The following is a 14,815-nucleotide window of genomic DNA, read 5'->3' as shown; positions in this document are numbered from 1 at the left end:
GTGAGTTCACCGGGGCCGGCATCCCGAAGACACAAACAGCTCACGCCGCCCGTACCTTCAGACACCCAACAGCGCGCCCGGCCCAGCCCCCCAGCATTCCCGTTCCACGCCGAAGCAGTACTTGGAAAACCCTGAAAAACTGTGCCGAATAGTCAACGTTCCACCCATGAGCAACCAGCACCGGACAGTCGCCGATGTACTGGCCTCTGACCAAACCCCCGAAAGAATCTGGTGAGAAGTGCTCCTTAGAAAGGAGGTGATCCAGCCGCACCTTCCGGTACGGCTACCTTGTTACGACTTCGTCCCAATCGCCAGTCCCACCTTCGACAGCTCCCTCCCACAAGGGGTTGGGCCACCGGCTTCGGGTGTTACCGACTTTCGTGACGTGACGGGCGGTGTGTACAAGGCCCGGGAACGTATTCACCGCAGCAATGCTGATCTGCGATTACTAGCAACTCCGACTTCATGGGGTCGAGTTGCAGACCCCAATCCGAACTGAGACCGGCTTTTTGAGATTCGCTCCACCTTGCGGTATCGCAGCTCATTGTACCGGCCATTGTAGCACGTGTGCAGCCCAAGACATAAGGGGCATGATGACTTGACGTCGTCCCCACCTTCCTCCGAGTTGACCCCGGCGGTCTCCTGTGAGTCCCCATCACCCCGAAAGGCATGCTGGCAACACAGAACAAGGGTTGCGCTCGTTGCGGGACTTAACCCAACATCTCACGACACGAGCTGACGACAGCCATGCACCACCTGTACACCGACCACAAGGGGGGCACCATCTCTGATGCTTTCCGGTGTATGTCAAGCCTTGGTAAGGTTCTTCGCGTTGCGTCGAATTAAGCCACATGCTCCGCTGCTTGTGCGGGCCCCCGTCAATTCCTTTGAGTTTTAGCCTTGCGGCCGTACTCCCCAGGCGGGGAACTTAATGCGTTAGCTGCGGCACCGACGACGTGGAATGTCGCCAACACCTAGTTCCCAACGTTTACGGCGTGGACTACCAGGGTATCTAATCCTGTTCGCTCCCCACGCTTTCGCTCCTCAGCGTCAGTAATGGCCCAGAGATCCGCCTTCGCCACCGGTGTTCCTCCTGATATCTGCGCATTTCACCGCTACACCAGGAATTCCGATCTCCCCTACCACACTCTAGTCTGCCCGTATCGAATGCAGACCCGGGGTTAAGCCCCGGGCTTTCACACCCGACGTGACAGACCGCCTACGAGCTCTTTACGCCCAATAATTCCGGACAACGCTTGCGCCCTACGTATTACCGCGGCTGCTGGCACGTAGTTAGCCGGCGCTTCTTCTGCAGGTACCGTCACTTTCGCTTCTTCCCTGCTGAAAGAGGTTTACAACCCGAAGGCCGTCATCCCTCACGCGGCGTCGCTGCATCAGGCTTTCGCCCATTGTGCAATATTCCCCACTGCTGCCTCCCGTAGGAGTCTGGGCCGTGTCTCAGTCCCAGTGTGGCCGGTCGCCCTCTCAGGCCGGCTACCCGTCGTCGCCTTGGTAGGCCATTACCCCACCAACAAGCTGATAGGCCGCGGGCTCATCCTGCACCGCCGGAGCTTTCAACCATCCCCCATGAGGGGCACAGTATTATCCGGTATTAGACCCCGTTTCCAGGGCTTGTCCCAGAGTGCAGGGCAGATTGCCCACGTGTTACTCACCCGTTCGCCACTAATCCACCCGAAGGCTTCATCGTTCGACTTGCATGTGTTAAGCACGCCGCCAGCGTTCGTCCTGAGCCAGGATCAAACTCTCCGTGAATGTTTACCCAATATCGGGTGACACCACGAGAGCGGAACAACCAGTCGGAATAAGACCGGCCGTTCACAGCGTCCTCGCTGTGTTTCCATCAAAGGAACCTCAACCCCAGCCCACAGAATGTGGACGAGGTCGGGGTATCAACATATCTGGCGTTGACTTTTGGCACGCTGTTGAGTTCTCAAGGAACGGACGCTTCCTTCGACCCCGTCTCCGGGCCCTCCGGGCTTTCCCTTCGGTCTTGCTGTCCTGCGTTTCCGACTCTATCAGAACCTTTCGGCGCCTGATTCCCAGTCAGCGGGAACGCTTTCAGATATCCGCTTTCGCGTTTCCCTTTCGGCGTGTTCACTACGTTAACCGATTCTCCGGGCGACTCATAATCGAGTCGAGAGGTTCGAATTTCGGCATGCCGAAAAGGAACCCGTCAGGGGGAAATCGTAGGTAGTGGGTGGCCGCTCCGGGCTGCTGAAGAGCAAGACCCGTTGAAAGCGGCTCGGACTACATTAGGGGGCTCACCCCGGCGCGTCAAGTTGCCCGGCGGCGCGGGGTGTGGGCGCGGTACGGGCTCACCGTGGGGTCCCCGTCGATCCAGAACCGCCAGGGGTGCGGGGCGCCGTCACCGCCCACACCCGTGCGCGGGCCGTTGCGTACCTGGTCACTCGGGGGCGGTGTCCCCATCAGTACGGACAGGGGCGCGTCGCCGCCCCTACAGACGTCCGTGCCGTTCAGGCTGCGGTCGACGTCCAGACCGGTGGCCAACCGGGCCGGGCCTTTGGCCAGTTCTCTGTCGTTGCGGGCCGAGAAACGTCGTCGCCGTACCTGGTCCTGGCCCTCCTGGATCTCGCCCGCGCGCAGCAGCACACCGCTCGCCCGGCCCTCGGGGCCGCACACCAGGTTGAGGCAGTGCCACATGCCGTACGTGAAGTAGACGTACGCGTGGCCGGGCGGGCCGAACATCACGTCGTTGCGTGCCGTCCGGCCACGGTAGGCGTGGGAGCCCGGGTCGATGTCGCCCGCGTACGCCTCCACCTCCGTGAGGCGCAGCTCTATGGTTCCTTCCGCCGTGCGGCGTAGGAGAGTTCGGCCCAGGAGGTCGGGGGCGACCTCCAGCACGGGCCGGTTGAAGAAGTCGCGGGGCAGCGGCGTACGGTCGGGGCGCTCGATCATGTCGTCCGAGCGTAGCGGGGGAACCGCCTGCGGTCGTGGCGCGTATGTAGAGGTCAGGATCTAGGAGGAGTGACTATGGGCTTCAAGAGGCTGCTCGCGAGCATGGGCGCCGGCGGTGCGTCCGTCGAGACCGAGCTGACCGAGCAGAACGTCGTGCCGGGCGGGGTCGTCCAGGGTGAGGTGCGTATCCAGGGCGGGTCGGTCGACCAGCAGATCGAGGGGCTGTCCGTCGGTCTCCAGGCGCGCGTCGAGGTCGAGGGCGGTGACCAGGAGGTCAAGCAGGACCTGGAGTTCGTCAAGCAGCGTCTGGGCGGTGCCTTCGAGGTGAAGGCCGGTGCGGTGCATGTGGTGCCGTTCGGTCTTGAGATCCCGTGGGAGACGCCGGTGACGAGCATCGCCGGGCAGCAGTTGCACGGCATGAACATCGGTGTGACGACGGAGCTGGAGATCGCGCGGGCGCTGGACTCCGGTGACCTGGACCCGATCAACGTGCACCCGCTGCCGGCGCAGCAGGCCATCCTGGATGCCTTCATCAGTCTGGACTTCCGCTTCAAGAGCGCGGACATGGAGCGTGGGCACATCCGCGGGACGCGTCAGCGGCTGCCGTTCTACCAGGAGATCGAGTTCGTCCCGCCGCAGCGCTACCGCGGGCTGAACCAGGTCGAGTTGACGTTCGTCGCGGACGACCGTGAGATGGACGTCATCCTGGAGATGGACAAGAAGCCGGGGCTGTTCAGCGAGGGCAGCGACTCCTTCCGCGCGTTCAAGGTCGGTCTGCACGACTTCCAGGGCACCGACTGGGCCGCCTACCTCAACCAGTGGATCGCCGACGTCGGCGGACGTCGCAACTGGGCCTAGTGTCGACTTCGGAAGGCCGCCGGGTCCCGTGAGGCCCCGGCGGTGCGAAGCCGAATCCGGAGGTTCAGTAGTGACCGAGGCGAAGAGGGCTCCACTCCCTCATGACTTCCACCCGCCGGTGCCGTCCTTCACCGTGGTGAGCGACGACATCGCGCCTGGTGCGGTCCTGAAGGACGCCCAGGTCTTCGCGGCGGGGAACACGTCGCCGCATCTGCGATGGGAGGGTTTCCCCCCGCAGACCAAGAGCTTTGCCGTGACGTGCTTCGACCCGGACGCGCCGACCGGCAGCGGTTTCTGGCACTGGGTGCTGTTCGACATCCCGGCGTCGGTGACCGAGCTTCCGGCGGGGGCGGGTTCCGGCTCGTTCGTGGGGCTGCCCGAGGGGGCCGTGCACGCCCGTAGCGACTACGGGTCGAAGGAGTTCGGGGGTGCCGCTCCCCCGGCGGGTGATCCCGCGCACCGTTATGTGTTCACGGTTTACGCGGTGGACAGTGACACGCTGGGCCCGGACTCGGACGCCTCGCCCGCGTATGTCGGCTTCAATCTGCGGTTCCACACGCTCGCGCGTGCGCAGCTCATCGGTGAGTACGCGGCTCCGGCGGAGAGCTGAGCGTTCAGGTGTTGTTTGCCCTGCCCTGGTCTTGGAGAGATCAGAGCAGGGCATTTTTTCGTTGCGGGGTATTTGGGGTCGTCCCCGGAACGTGGATCGGCGGATATTGCGTTGTCCATCTCGGCGCGCCCGGCCAGAGTTGATCCCAGCCCGCCGCCCGGCGGGGCGGCACACGGGAGGTGGGCGGGATGCGGGACACGCTGGTACTGAATGCGAGCTTCGAGCCGCTGTCGACGGTGACACTCAACCGTGCGGTGGTGCTGGTCCTCCAGGACAAGGCCGTCGTCGAGCAGTCCCACCCCGGTCTGCGGATTCGTGCGGCCGCGGTGGATCTCCCGGTGCCCCGGGTGATCAGGCTCTGCCGGTATGTACGGGTGCCCTTCCGAAGACAGGCGCCGTGGTCGAGACGTGGGGTGCTGATACGCGACCAGCACCGGTGCGCGTACTGCGGCCGGCGCGCGACGACCGTGGACCACGTGGTGCCGCGATCGCGTGGCGGTGCCGACAGTTGGCTCAATACGGTCGCTTCGTGTGCCGAGGACAATCACCGCAAGGCCGACCGGACGCCGGAGCAGGCGGGGATGCCGCTGCTGTACGAGCCGTTCGTGCCGTCGCCGGCCGACGCGATGCTGTTGGCGCTGCGGGCCGGTGAGCGGTCGACGCTGCCGCAGTGGCTGGCGGGGGTCCGTACGGCCGCGTAGCCCTTGAATCCTTGTCCGTGAGGTTCGGGAATCGCCGGACGGGTCGCACGCGCGGCGGCCCGTCCGGCGATTCCCGTATCGCGCGGTCGCGCGGTCGCGCGTCGCGTCAGCGCGTGACCAGTTGGACGATGGCCACCGTGCCGACGACCACGATCAGTCCGCGCAGCACCTTTGGCGAGAGCCGTCTGCCGACCTTCGCGCCGATCTGGCCGCCGATCGCCGAGCCCACGGCGATGAGCACGACCGCCGTCCAGTCGAATTCGGCGACGAAGAGGAAGAACACCGCCGCGATGGTGTTGACGATGGCGGCGAGGACGTTCTTGACGGCGTTGAGCCGCTGCATCTCGTCGTCGATCAGCATGCCCATCAGGGACATGTAGATGATCCCCTGGGCCGCCGTGAAGTAGCCCCCGTAGACGCTGGCGGTCAGTACGCCGCCGAAGAGGAGCGGGCCGCCGTCCGTCTGTGTGAGGACGTTCTTGCGCTCGCGGCGGCGCTGGACGGTCTTGGCGAGCCGGGGCTGGAGGATCACCAGCACGAGCGCGAGGCTGACGAGGATCGGCACGATCGTCTCGAAGGCCGTGGACGGCAGCGTGACGAGCAGGATCGCTCCGCAGAGCCCGCCGCAGACGGCGGCGACGCCCAGGCGCATGACGCGGCGGCGCTGTCCGGTCAGCTCCGCCCGGTAGCCGATGGCTCCGCTGACGGCGCCCGGTATCAGGCCGAGCGCGTTGGAGACGGTGGCGGTGACCGGGGGCATGCCGGTCGCGAGCAGTACGGGGAAGGTGATCAACGTCCCCGAGCCGACCATGGCGTTGATGGTTCCGGCGCAGGTGCCCGCGACGAAGACGGCGAGCATCTCCCAGATGGTCACTCGGAATGCCCCTCGGTGATCGGTGGTTGCTGCACCGATCATGCCCGACGGCAGGCCGGGTCCCGTACGACGGGGGGTGGTGCGCCGCGTACGGGACCGGGCTGTGAGGCTACGGCTGGATCAGTCGAGCGGCGGCTGCTGGCGCCGCTCCTTGCCGGTGTTGAAGCCCGGTACCCCGGCGCCGAGGTTGTCGAAGGCGCCGCTGAGTCCCTTGAGGGCGTCGCCGATCTCGCTGGGCACGATCCAGAGCTTGTTGGCGTCGCCCTCGGCGATCTTGGGGAGCATCTGGAGGTACTGGTAGGCGAGGAGCTTCTGGTCGGGGTCTCCCGCGTGGATGGACTCGAAGACCGTACGGATCGCCTGGGCCTCGCCCTCGGCGCGCAGGGCGGCTGCCTTGGCCTCACCTTCGGCACGCAGGATCGCCGACTGCTTCTCGCCCTCGGCGGTCAGGATCGCCGATTGCCGAATGCCCTCGGCGGTGAGGATCGCGGCGCGCTTGTCGCGGTCCGCGCGCATCTGCTTCTCCATCGAGTCCTGGATGGAGGTCGGGGGCTCGATGGCCTTCAGCTCCACGCGGTTGACGCGGATGCCCCACTTGCCGGTGGCCTCGTCGAGGACGCCGCGCAGGGCCGCGTTGATCTCCTCGCGCGAGGTGAGGGTCCGCTCCAGGTCCATGCCGCCGATGATGTTGCGCAGCGTGGTGACGGTGAGCTGTTCGATCGCCTGGATGTAGCTGGCGACTTCGTACGTCGCGGCGCGGGCGTCGGTGACCTGGTAATAGATGACCGTGTCGATGTTGACGACCAGGTTGTCCTGGGTGATCACCGGCTGGGGCGGGAAGGGGACGACCTGTTCACGGAGGTCGATGCGGTTGCGGATCGAGTCGATGAAGGGGACCACGATGTTCAGGCCCGCGTTGAGCGTGCGGGTGTAGCGCCCGAAGCGCTCCACGATGGCGGCGCTCGCCTGCGGGATGACCTGGATCGTCTTGATCAGGGCGATGAATACAAGCACCACCAGGATGACCAGGACGATGATGATTGATGGCATCGCGTTCCTACTGCCCTTCGCTGCTACCGGACTGCCGGACTGTCAGATGATCCAGTTTCGCAGAACACGCCTGCGTGTGCGGCGTGTTCGGCCTGGTTGGCTCAGTTCGCACGGCGTGCGCGGGCACGTGCGGCGCGGGCACACGGAGGGCGGGCACGTGGAGCGCGCGCTCACATCACCACGGCGGTCGCGCCGTCGATGTCGGCGACATCGACCTTCTCCCCCGGTTCAAAGCTCTGTTCGGCGTCGAGGGAGCGTGCGGACCAGATCTCTCCGGCGAGTTTGATCCGGCCCCGGCCGCTGCTGTCGACCCGTTCCAGGACGACGGCCTGACGCCCCTTCAGGGCGTCGATTCCCGTGGCCAGTCGGGGAGTTCGGGAGCCTTGTCTGGCGGCCAGGGGCCGTACGACGGCGATGAGGGCCACCGAGACCAGTACGAAGACGAGGACCTGCGCCACGATTCCGCCACCGAGCGCCGCGACGACGGCACCGGCCACCGCGCCCGCCGAGAACATCCCGAACTCGGGCATCGCCGTCAGGACGAGCGGAATTCCCAGTCCTACGGCCGCGATCAGCCACCACACCCACGCTTCGATTTCCACAACTCTCATGGTAGGGCGACGAGTCCGGTCCGGACAGGGGTGCGATCAGGTCATCGGCCGAGAGCGGCGGAGGTCAGCGCAGCGGCAGACCGCGGGCGGACCAGCGGTCGTTGGCCTGCTCCACGACGAGCGGGAGGCCGAAGCAGAGGGAGAGGTTACGGGACGTCAGCTCGGTCTCCATGGGACCGGCGGCGAGGACCTTGCCCTGGCGGATCATCAGGACGTGAGTGAAGCCGGGGGCGATCTCCTCGACATGGTGGGTGACCATGATCATGGAGGGGGCGTACGGGTCTCTGGCGAGCCGGCCGAGCCGGCGTACGAGATCCTCCCGGCCGCCGAGGTCGAGACCGGCGGCGGGCTCGTCCAGGAGCAGCAGCTCGGGGTCGGTCATCATCGCGCGGGCGATCAGGGTGCGCTTGCGCTCGCCCTCGGAGAGGGTGCCGAACCGGCGGTCCAGGTACTCGGTCATGCCGAGCCGGTCGAGGAAGGCGCGGGCGCGGCGCTCGTCGACCTCGTCGTAGTTCTCGTGCCAGGTGGCGGTCATGCCGTACGCGGCGGTGAGGACCGTCTGGAGCACGGTCTGGCGCTTGGGCAGCTTCTCGGCCATGGCGACGCCGGCGATGCCGATGCGGGGGCGCAGTTCGAAGACGTCGACCTTGCCGAGCTTGTCGCCGAGGATCTTGACCTTGCCCTTGGAGGGGAAGAGGTAGCTGGAGGCGAGGTTGAGGAGGGTGGTCTTTCCGGCGCCGTTGGGGCCGAGAATCACCCAGCGCTCGCCTTCCTTGACGGACCAGGAGACATCGTCCACCAGAGCGCGTCCGTCGCGGACCACGGATACGTCCACCAGCTCCAGTACATCGCTCATGAGCGCGTTGTCTCCCCTTGCAGTCTTTGATGCGTCTTGAGATCTGGCGTGCGCCTGTGGGCGCGGCTCCACAGGGAAAACCTACGCCACCGGTCCGGCGGTCAACTCCTTAGGTCCGTTCCCTAGGCTGGGGTCATGCTTTCCGAACCACGCTCAGGACTGTTGGCGGCCTGGGGAAATGCCCTCCTTGCCGGTTTCGTATCGCCGGACGACGCGGCTGACGCGATCGTCGGGCCGGACGCGGTGCACCGGGTGGCGGGGCTGCCGGGCGAGGCCGGTCCGGTCGGGCTGACGCTGGCGCTCGGCAGGCTGCGCGCGCTGGGGGTGAGCGGGTACCGGGTGGCGCTGCCGGCGCCGGGTCATCCGCTGGGGCTCAGCGGGCCGCCGGAGTTCAACGCCCGCGCGCTGGACGCCGAGGAGGCGGTGGTCGCCTCCGGGGCGCCGTACGGTCTGGTGCCCGAGGTGTCGGCGGTGGGGCCGGCCGGCGATCCTCGTGTCGAGGTGGTCTGGCACTGTCTGCCGGTGCGTGAGGCGCCGCCGGCGGACGTTCCTTCGCTCGGCGAGGCGGAGCGGGAGCTGGCCGAGGCGCTGCGGGAGGCGACGGACGCGCTGTCGCGGCTGGATGTCGCGGGGTCGGGGCCGGTGGCGGAGGCGGCGCTGGACGCGTACCGGGCGCGGGCGGAGCGGGGCGGTGACGTACTGGCTCCGGGCTATCCGCCGCGTGCGGTACGGGTGCTGGAGCTGGCGCAGCGGGTGGGGCTGCTGGTCGGGCTGGCGCGGGAGTACGGGGACGGCGGGGCGGTGAGCGCGTCGGAGATGGCGGCGCGGGGTGAGGCGCTGCGGCCGGTGGAGCGGGTGTCGAGGCGGGCGCAGGTGGCGGCGTACAACGCGTATGTGGAGGAGCGGGAGCGGGGGTTGTGACCGGGGTTGGTCGACCGGGCCCGGCCGGGGGCTGCTTGTCCTCAATCGCCGGGCGGGCGGCATGCGCAGCCCGCCCGGCGATTGGGGACAAGCGGCCCCCGGGCCCGTCGTCGCGGACGGGCCCGGGGGCCGTGGCGCCTGGGAGGCGGTGGATCAGTGGTTCAGGCCGCCGTTGGCGAACGCCGGGTTGAGGACGCCGATCACGTTGACCGTGTTGCCGACCGCGTTCACGGGGATGTGGATCGGGGCCTGCACGAGGTTGCCCGAGCCGACGCCCGGCGAGTGCACGGCCTGGCCGTCGGCGTGGGCACCGCCGGTGGCGAAGGCGGCACCGGAACCCGCGGCGACGAGGCCACCGGCGATCATGGTGAGAGCGGCGGCCTTCTTAAGGTTGTTCATTTTCGAAAATCCTCCATCGCAAGGGCCGCGGCGGTAATCCGCGGCACGCCATGGAGAACGCGCGGACGCCGCTGGGGATACGCCGTGTGGGGGACATACACCCGACGGTATGAATCTCAGATCGGAAGACGACGTTCCGGATCGCTTCGGATCGCTTCGGAGCGTTCCGGATCAGCCCGTGATCCCGTGCCGTACGGCCCACAGCGCAGCCTGCGTACGGTCCGCGAGGTCGAGCTTCATCAGGATGTTCGAGACATGCGTCTTGACGGTCTTCTCCGACAGCACGAGCGCGCGGGCGATCTCCCGGTTGGAGCGGCCGTCCGCGATCAGGGTGAGCACTTCGCGCTCCCGGTCGGTGAGTGAGGACCCTCTGCCGTGCCCCGTGCCGGGGTCGTCCTGCGCCAGCAGGGCCCCCGCCACCTCCGGCTGGAGCAGGACATGACCGGCGTGTACGGAGCGGATCGCGCCGGCCAGCGCCTCCGGGTCGACGTCCTTGTATACGTATCCGGCAGCCCCGGCGCGCAGCGCGGGCACCACCGTGCGCTGCTCGGTGAAGCTCGTGACGATCAGCACCTTGGCCGGGTTGGCGAGATCGCGGAGCTTGCGCAGCGCCTCGATGCCGTCGGTGCCGGGCATCTTGATGTCCATCAGTACGACGTCCGGGCGCAGCTCCTCCGCGCCGGCCACGCCCTCGTCGCCGTCGGACGCCTCGCCCACGACCTCGATGTCGTCCTGGATCTCCAGGAAGGTGCGCAGGCCGCGCCGGACCACCTGGTGGTCGTCCACCAGCAGCACGCGGATTCTCTTGTCGTCAGCCACCGGGCACTTCCATCTCGATCGTGGTGCCCTGTCCGGGCGCCGATTGCACGGTCAGCCTGCCGCCCACACCGCTCGACCGGTCCCGCATCGAGACGAGCCCGAGGTGACGGCCCGCCCTGCGGACGGCCTTGGGTTCGAAGCCCTTGCCGTTGTCGGTGACGCTGAGGACCGAGCCCGGACCCCGGCGGGCGATGGTCACGTCGACGCGGTCCGCGCCGGAGTGGCGCAGCGCGTTGTGGAGCGCTTCCTGGGCCACCCGCAGCATCGCCTCCTCCTGGGCGGCGGGCAGGGCCCGTACACCGCAACTGTCGAAGGTGACCTGCGCGGCGTGCGCGCGGTCGAGGACCTGGATGTGGGTGCGCAGGGTGTGGACGAGGCCGTCCTCGTCGAGGGCCGCGGGGCGCAGCTCCACGACGGCGGCGCGCAGTTCGTCGGCGGCCTCGGCGGCGAGGTCGGCGACCTGTTGCAGTTCGCCCTTGGCCCGTGCCGGGTCGCGGTCGATGAGGCTGGACACGGCCTGGGCGGTGAGCCGCAGCGAGAAGAGTTTCTGGCTGACGGCGTCGTGGAGTTCATGGGCGAGCCGGGAGCGTTCCTCGGCGATGGTCAGCTCCCGGCTGCGCTCGTACAGCCTGGCGTTGGTGAGGGCGATCGCGGCGTGCTGGGCGAGGATGCCGAGAAGTTCCTCGTCCTCCTCGGTGAATCCGCAGCCGCCGGCCGGCTTGGGGCAGCGCTTGTTGGCGAGGAAGAGTGTGCCGATCGTCTCGTCGCCGTCGCGGATGGGCAGGCCGAGGAAGTCGGACATGTCGGGGTGGGCGCTGGGCCAGCCGCCGAAGCGGGGGTCCTTCTTCACGTCGGCGAGCCGCTGGGGCCGTGCCTCGCGCAGCATCGCCGCGAGAATGCCGTGCTGGCGCGGGAGCGGGCCGATCGCCTTCCACTGCGCGTCGCTGACGCCGTCGACCACGAACTGGGCGAAGCCGCCGTGGTCGTCGGGCACGCCGAGCGCGGCGTACTCGGCGTCGAGCAGTTCGCGGGCGGAGGCGACGATCGTCTTGAGGACGTCCCGTACCTCCAGATGTCTGCTCATCGCGAGGAGCGCGGTGCTCACGGCGGCGAGCCCGGAGCTGGGTCGGTGGCTCATGGCCTCACCGTACCGGCGGGTGTCAGCGGCCGGATCGGACCTGAGGAGCAGGGGACGAGGGCCTACGGCCTAGGGCTAAGTGACTCGGCACGGCGGGACTCACGCCCGAGGCGCCGGTCCTTCGGCCCTTTCTACGTTGAGGACAACGGCTCTGGACGACATCCGGCGCCGATCCGAGGCGAGAAGGAGTGGACGCCATGCCGGTAGCGATCATCACGGGGGCTTCCAAGGGACTGGGCCGCGCGCTCGGCGGTGCGCTCGCACGGGACGGGTGGGACCTGGTGCTCGACGCCAGGACGGCGGGAACGCTCGCGGAGGCCGCGGACGAGATCCGGGCGCACGGGACACGGGTGACGGCGATCTCGGGGGACGTGACCGATCCCGTACACCGGGGGGAGCTGGTCGCGGCGGCGGCCGGGCTCGGCGGGCTCGATCTGCTGGTGAGCAACGCGAGCGCGCTGGGCGCCGAACCGCTCGTACGGCTGGACGCGCTGGCGCTGGACGGGCTGCGTGCCGCGCTGGAGACGAATGTGGTGGCGGCGCTCGGGCTGGTGCAGGAGGCGCTGCCGCTGCTGCGGGCGGGCGGCGCGGGCACGGTGATCGCCGTCAGTTCGGACGCGGCGGCGGAGGCGTACGAGACCTGGGGCGGGTACGGGGCGTCCAAGGCCGCGCTGGACCATCTGGCCGCCGTGCTCGCCGTGGAGGAGCCGGAGCTGCGGGTGTGGACCGTCGACCCGGGCGACATGCGGACGGATCTGTACGCGGCGGCCGTGCCGGACGACGGTGACGCGCGGCCGGATCCCCGGTCCGTGGTGCCGGGCTTCCTGCGGCTGCTGCGGGAGCGGCCGACGAGCGGCCGTTACTCGGCCACCTCGTTGCTGGGGGTGGCGTCATGACCGGGGCGGCTGTGGAGCGGCCGGGGCTGGAGGGGCTGCGGGTGCCCGACGGGCTCTCCGCGCGGGTGCCTGCCGAGCAGCGGGGCTCGGGGCGGGACGACGTACGGCTCCTGGTGACGCGGGGCACGGCGGTGTCGCACCACGTGTTCGGGGAGCTGGCGGGGCGGCTGCGGGCCGGGGACGTGCTCGTGGTGAACACCTCGCGGACGCTGCCGGCGGCGATCGACGGGCGGCTCGGCGCGGAGCGGCTGGTCGTCCACTTCTCCACGCGGGGGGACGACGGCCGGTGGGCGGTGGAGCTGCGGACACCGGGCGGGGGCGGGGGCGGGAGCGGGCGCAAGGGGGCGACGCTGGCGCGGCCCGGGGGTCCGGCCGGTGCGGTCGTACGGCTGCCGGGCGGCGGGCACCTCGTACTGGAGGAGCCGCTGGACCCGGCGGGCACCCGGCTGTGGTGGGCGCGGTTCGCCGGCGGGGACGTACCGGGGCTGCTGAGCCGCCACGGCCGTCCCATCCGCTACGGGTACACGGAGCGGGACCAGCCGCTCTCGGCGTACCAGACGGTCTTCGCGCTCCCCTCCCCCGACGGCTCGGGCTCGGCGGAGATGCCGAGCGCGGGCCGGCCGTTCACCGCGCGGCTGGTGGCGGAGCTGGTGAGCCGGGGGGTGCAGTTCGCGCCGATCAGGCTGGACACCGGGGTGGCGTCGGCGGAGGCGCACGAGCCGCCGTATCCGGAGCGCTTCGAGGTGCCGGAGACCACGGCGCGGCTGGTGAACGCGGCGCGGGCGGGTGGTGGGCGGATCATCGCCGTCGGGACGACGGCCGTACGCGCGCTGGAGTCGGCGGCCGACCCGGGCGGGGTCGTACGGGCGGCGTCGGGCTGGACGGATCTGGTGGTCACACCGCGGCGCGGGGTGCGCGTCGTGGACGGGCTGCTGACCGGGCTGCACGAGCCGGCGGCCTCGCATCTGCTGATGCTGGAGGCGATCGCCGGGCGGGCGGCGCTGGAGCGCGGTTATACGGCGGCGGTACGCCATCTCTACCTCTGGCATGAGTTCGGCGACGTCCACCTCGTCCTCCCGGATGAGACCGCTCACTCTCCGAGTTGCGCCAGCAACCTCCGGTAAGAACGGCACCTGCCCAATGTGACGCCGCACATAGGACCCAGATCACTTACGAAGGTATGTAGTGGACATAACGACTGGCATAAACGTGGCGTGAGTCGGTCCCGAGGTGTCTTATTTGCACCTCTTTCAACTACCACGGGTCGTACATCCCACCTTTGCCACATGTTTTTGCTGCCGCTAAGAATTGCAGCCGTCGCCGCCGAGAAAGGCATCTGGCCGACCGGCCTCCGCGACTCCCGCTATTCGAAGAGGTATGTCGTATGACCGCGTCCAGCACCCCTGGCAACCGTCTGAACAAGAGCCACAAGCTCTCGATCGCCGGCGTGACAGTCGTCGCCGCCGCGGCCGTTTCACTCTCCTTGATCCCGGGCAACGCATCCGCGGAGGCCGAGAGCAAGACCGCGGCCGGCTCAGTGTCCACCGCTCCGGTGGCCTGGAACACCACGGCCAACAACGGCCCCGCCGCCTTGCAGGAGAGCCTGACCAAGCAGAGCACCATCGCCGACCGCGCCGCCGAGATTCACGCGGCGCAGCAGTCGGCGAAGACCAAGGCCGACGCCAAGGAGAAGGCAGCGGCCAAGGAGAAGGCGGCCGCCGCGGCCAAGAAGCGCGCGGCCGAGAAGGCGAAGGCCAGCCGCGCCGCCGAGCGCAAGCCCACCTACGCCAACAACCTGAACGGATGGATCAAGGAAGCCCTGTCCATCATGAAGAAGGAGAAGATCCCCGGCACGTACGACGGGCTGCACCGCAACATCATCCGTGAGTCCAGCGGTGACCCGCGTGCGATCAACAACTGGGACATCAACGCCAAGAACGGCGTCCCGTCGATCGGCCTGCTCCAGGTGATCAAGCCGACCTTCGACACGTACCACGTCAAGGGCACGCCCAAGAGCCAGTACGACCCGGTCGCCAACATCGTGGCCGCGGCCAACTACGCCGCCGACCGCTACGGCACGATCGACAACGTCGACAGCGCCTACTGAGCCGCTGTACGACCCCGCGCAGCACGCACAGCACGCGC

General features: G+C 68.4%; 15 protein-coding genes and 1 rRNA gene. 7 read left to right on the top strand and 9 right to left on the bottom strand.

Annotation, left to right across the window (positions count from 1 at the left end):
• Positions 1-249: 249 nt before the first annotated feature.
• Positions 250-1,773 (bottom strand): 16S ribosomal RNA (locus OG329_RS33935).
• A gap of 522 nt (positions 1,774-2,295) precedes the next feature.
• Positions 2,296-2,937: a DNA-3-methyladenine glycosylase gene (locus OG329_RS33930; RefSeq protein WP_405800313.1), complete on the bottom strand. Its 642-nt coding sequence runs from the start codon at positions 2,935-2,937 to the stop codon at positions 2,296-2,298.
• A 75-nt stretch (positions 2,938-3,012) separates the two neighbouring features.
• Here OG329_RS33930 and OG329_RS33925 point away from each other — a divergent pair, with 75 nt between their 5' ends.
• From OG329_RS33925 to OG329_RS33915, 3 genes are all read left to right on the top strand, one after another.
• Positions 3,013-3,795 (top strand): sporulation protein, encoded by a 783-nt coding sequence (locus OG329_RS33925; RefSeq protein WP_356597135.1) that lies wholly within the window; start codon positions 3,013-3,015, stop codon positions 3,793-3,795.
• Positions 3,796-3,865: 70 nt separating this feature from the next.
• Complete coding sequence (locus OG329_RS33920; protein ID WP_405800310.1) at positions 3,866-4,405, top strand: YbhB/YbcL family Raf kinase inhibitor-like protein; 540 nt, start codon at positions 3,866-3,868, stop codon at positions 4,403-4,405.
• A 188-nt stretch (positions 4,406-4,593) separates the two neighbouring features.
• Entirely contained in the window at positions 4,594-5,106 is a 513-nt protein-coding gene (locus OG329_RS33915) for an HNH endonuclease (protein WP_405800308.1), read from the top strand.
• Between the two features lie 106 nt (positions 5,107-5,212).
• On the opposite strand, the gene OG329_RS33910 is transcribed toward OG329_RS33915, so the two are convergent.
• The 4 genes from OG329_RS33910 to OG329_RS33895 all read right to left on the bottom strand — a co-directional run bounded on the left by OG329_RS33910 (position 5,213) and on the right by OG329_RS33895 (position 8,497).
• The gene (locus OG329_RS33910; RefSeq protein ID WP_405800307.1) at positions 5,213-5,980 is read right to left on the bottom strand and encodes a sulfite exporter TauE/SafE family protein; all 768 of its coding nucleotides are present in this window, start codon (positions 5,978-5,980) and stop codon (positions 5,213-5,215) included.
• Positions 5,981-6,100: 120 nt separating this feature from the next.
• Entirely contained in the window at positions 6,101-7,030 is a 930-nt protein-coding gene (locus OG329_RS33905) for an SPFH domain-containing protein (protein ID WP_078078021.1), read from the bottom strand.
• 170 nt (positions 7,031-7,200) lie between these two features.
• Complete coding sequence (locus OG329_RS33900; RefSeq protein ID WP_405800305.1) at positions 7,201-7,632, bottom strand: NfeD family protein; 432 nt, start codon at positions 7,630-7,632, stop codon at positions 7,201-7,203.
• A 73-nt stretch (positions 7,633-7,705) separates the two neighbouring features.
• A complete protein-coding gene (locus OG329_RS33895; protein ID WP_405800304.1) occupies positions 7,706-8,497 on the bottom strand; it encodes an ABC transporter ATP-binding protein in 792 nt (263 codons plus the stop codon).
• Positions 8,498-8,632: 135 nt separating this feature from the next.
• Between OG329_RS33895 and OG329_RS33890 the strand changes: the two genes are divergently transcribed.
• Positions 8,633-9,418 (top strand): hypothetical protein, encoded by a 786-nt coding sequence (locus OG329_RS33890; protein WP_405800302.1) that lies wholly within the window; start codon positions 8,633-8,635, stop codon positions 9,416-9,418.
• Between the two features lie 153 nt (positions 9,419-9,571).
• On the opposite strand, the gene OG329_RS33885 is transcribed toward OG329_RS33890, so the two are convergent.
• From OG329_RS33885 to OG329_RS33875, 3 genes are all read right to left on the bottom strand, one after another.
• Complete coding sequence (locus OG329_RS33885; RefSeq protein ID WP_405800300.1) at positions 9,572-9,817, bottom strand: chaplin; 246 nt, start codon at positions 9,815-9,817, stop codon at positions 9,572-9,574.
• Positions 9,818-9,988: 171 nt separating this feature from the next.
• Complete coding sequence (locus OG329_RS33880) at positions 9,989-10,636, bottom strand: response regulator (RefSeq protein ID WP_405800299.1); 648 nt, start codon at positions 10,634-10,636, stop codon at positions 9,989-9,991.
• On the bottom strand, positions 10,629-11,774 hold the full coding sequence (locus tag OG329_RS33875) for a GAF domain-containing sensor histidine kinase (RefSeq protein WP_405800298.1): 1,146 nt from the start codon (positions 11,772-11,774) through the stop codon (positions 10,629-10,631). The genes OG329_RS33880 and OG329_RS33875 overlap by 8 nt, the downstream gene beginning before the upstream one ends.
• 197 nt (positions 11,775-11,971) lie before the next feature.
• Between OG329_RS33875 and OG329_RS33870 the strand changes: the two genes are divergently transcribed.
• From OG329_RS33870 to OG329_RS33860, 3 genes are all read left to right on the top strand, one after another.
• The gene (locus tag OG329_RS33870) at positions 11,972-12,670 is read left to right on the top strand and encodes an SDR family NAD(P)-dependent oxidoreductase (RefSeq protein WP_405800297.1); all 699 of its coding nucleotides are present in this window, start codon (positions 11,972-11,974) and stop codon (positions 12,668-12,670) included.
• On the top strand, positions 12,667-13,794 hold the full coding sequence (locus OG329_RS33865; RefSeq protein WP_405800296.1) for an S-adenosylmethionine:tRNA ribosyltransferase-isomerase: 1,128 nt from the start codon (positions 12,667-12,669) through the stop codon (positions 13,792-13,794). The genes OG329_RS33870 and OG329_RS33865 overlap by 4 nt, the downstream gene beginning before the upstream one ends.
• A gap of 260 nt (positions 13,795-14,054) precedes the next feature.
• A complete protein-coding gene (locus OG329_RS33860) occupies positions 14,055-14,777 on the top strand; it encodes a transglycosylase SLT domain-containing protein (RefSeq protein ID WP_405800294.1) in 723 nt (240 codons plus the stop codon).
• The last annotated feature ends 38 nt before the right edge of the window (positions 14,778-14,815 follow it).

Source organism: Streptomyces sp. NBC_01506 (assembly GCF_045040295.1).
In the GTDB taxonomy this organism is placed as follows: Bacteria; Actinomycetota; Actinomycetes; order Streptomycetales; family Streptomycetaceae; genus Streptomyces.
This window is presented reverse-complemented; position numbering and strand designations above follow the sequence as displayed.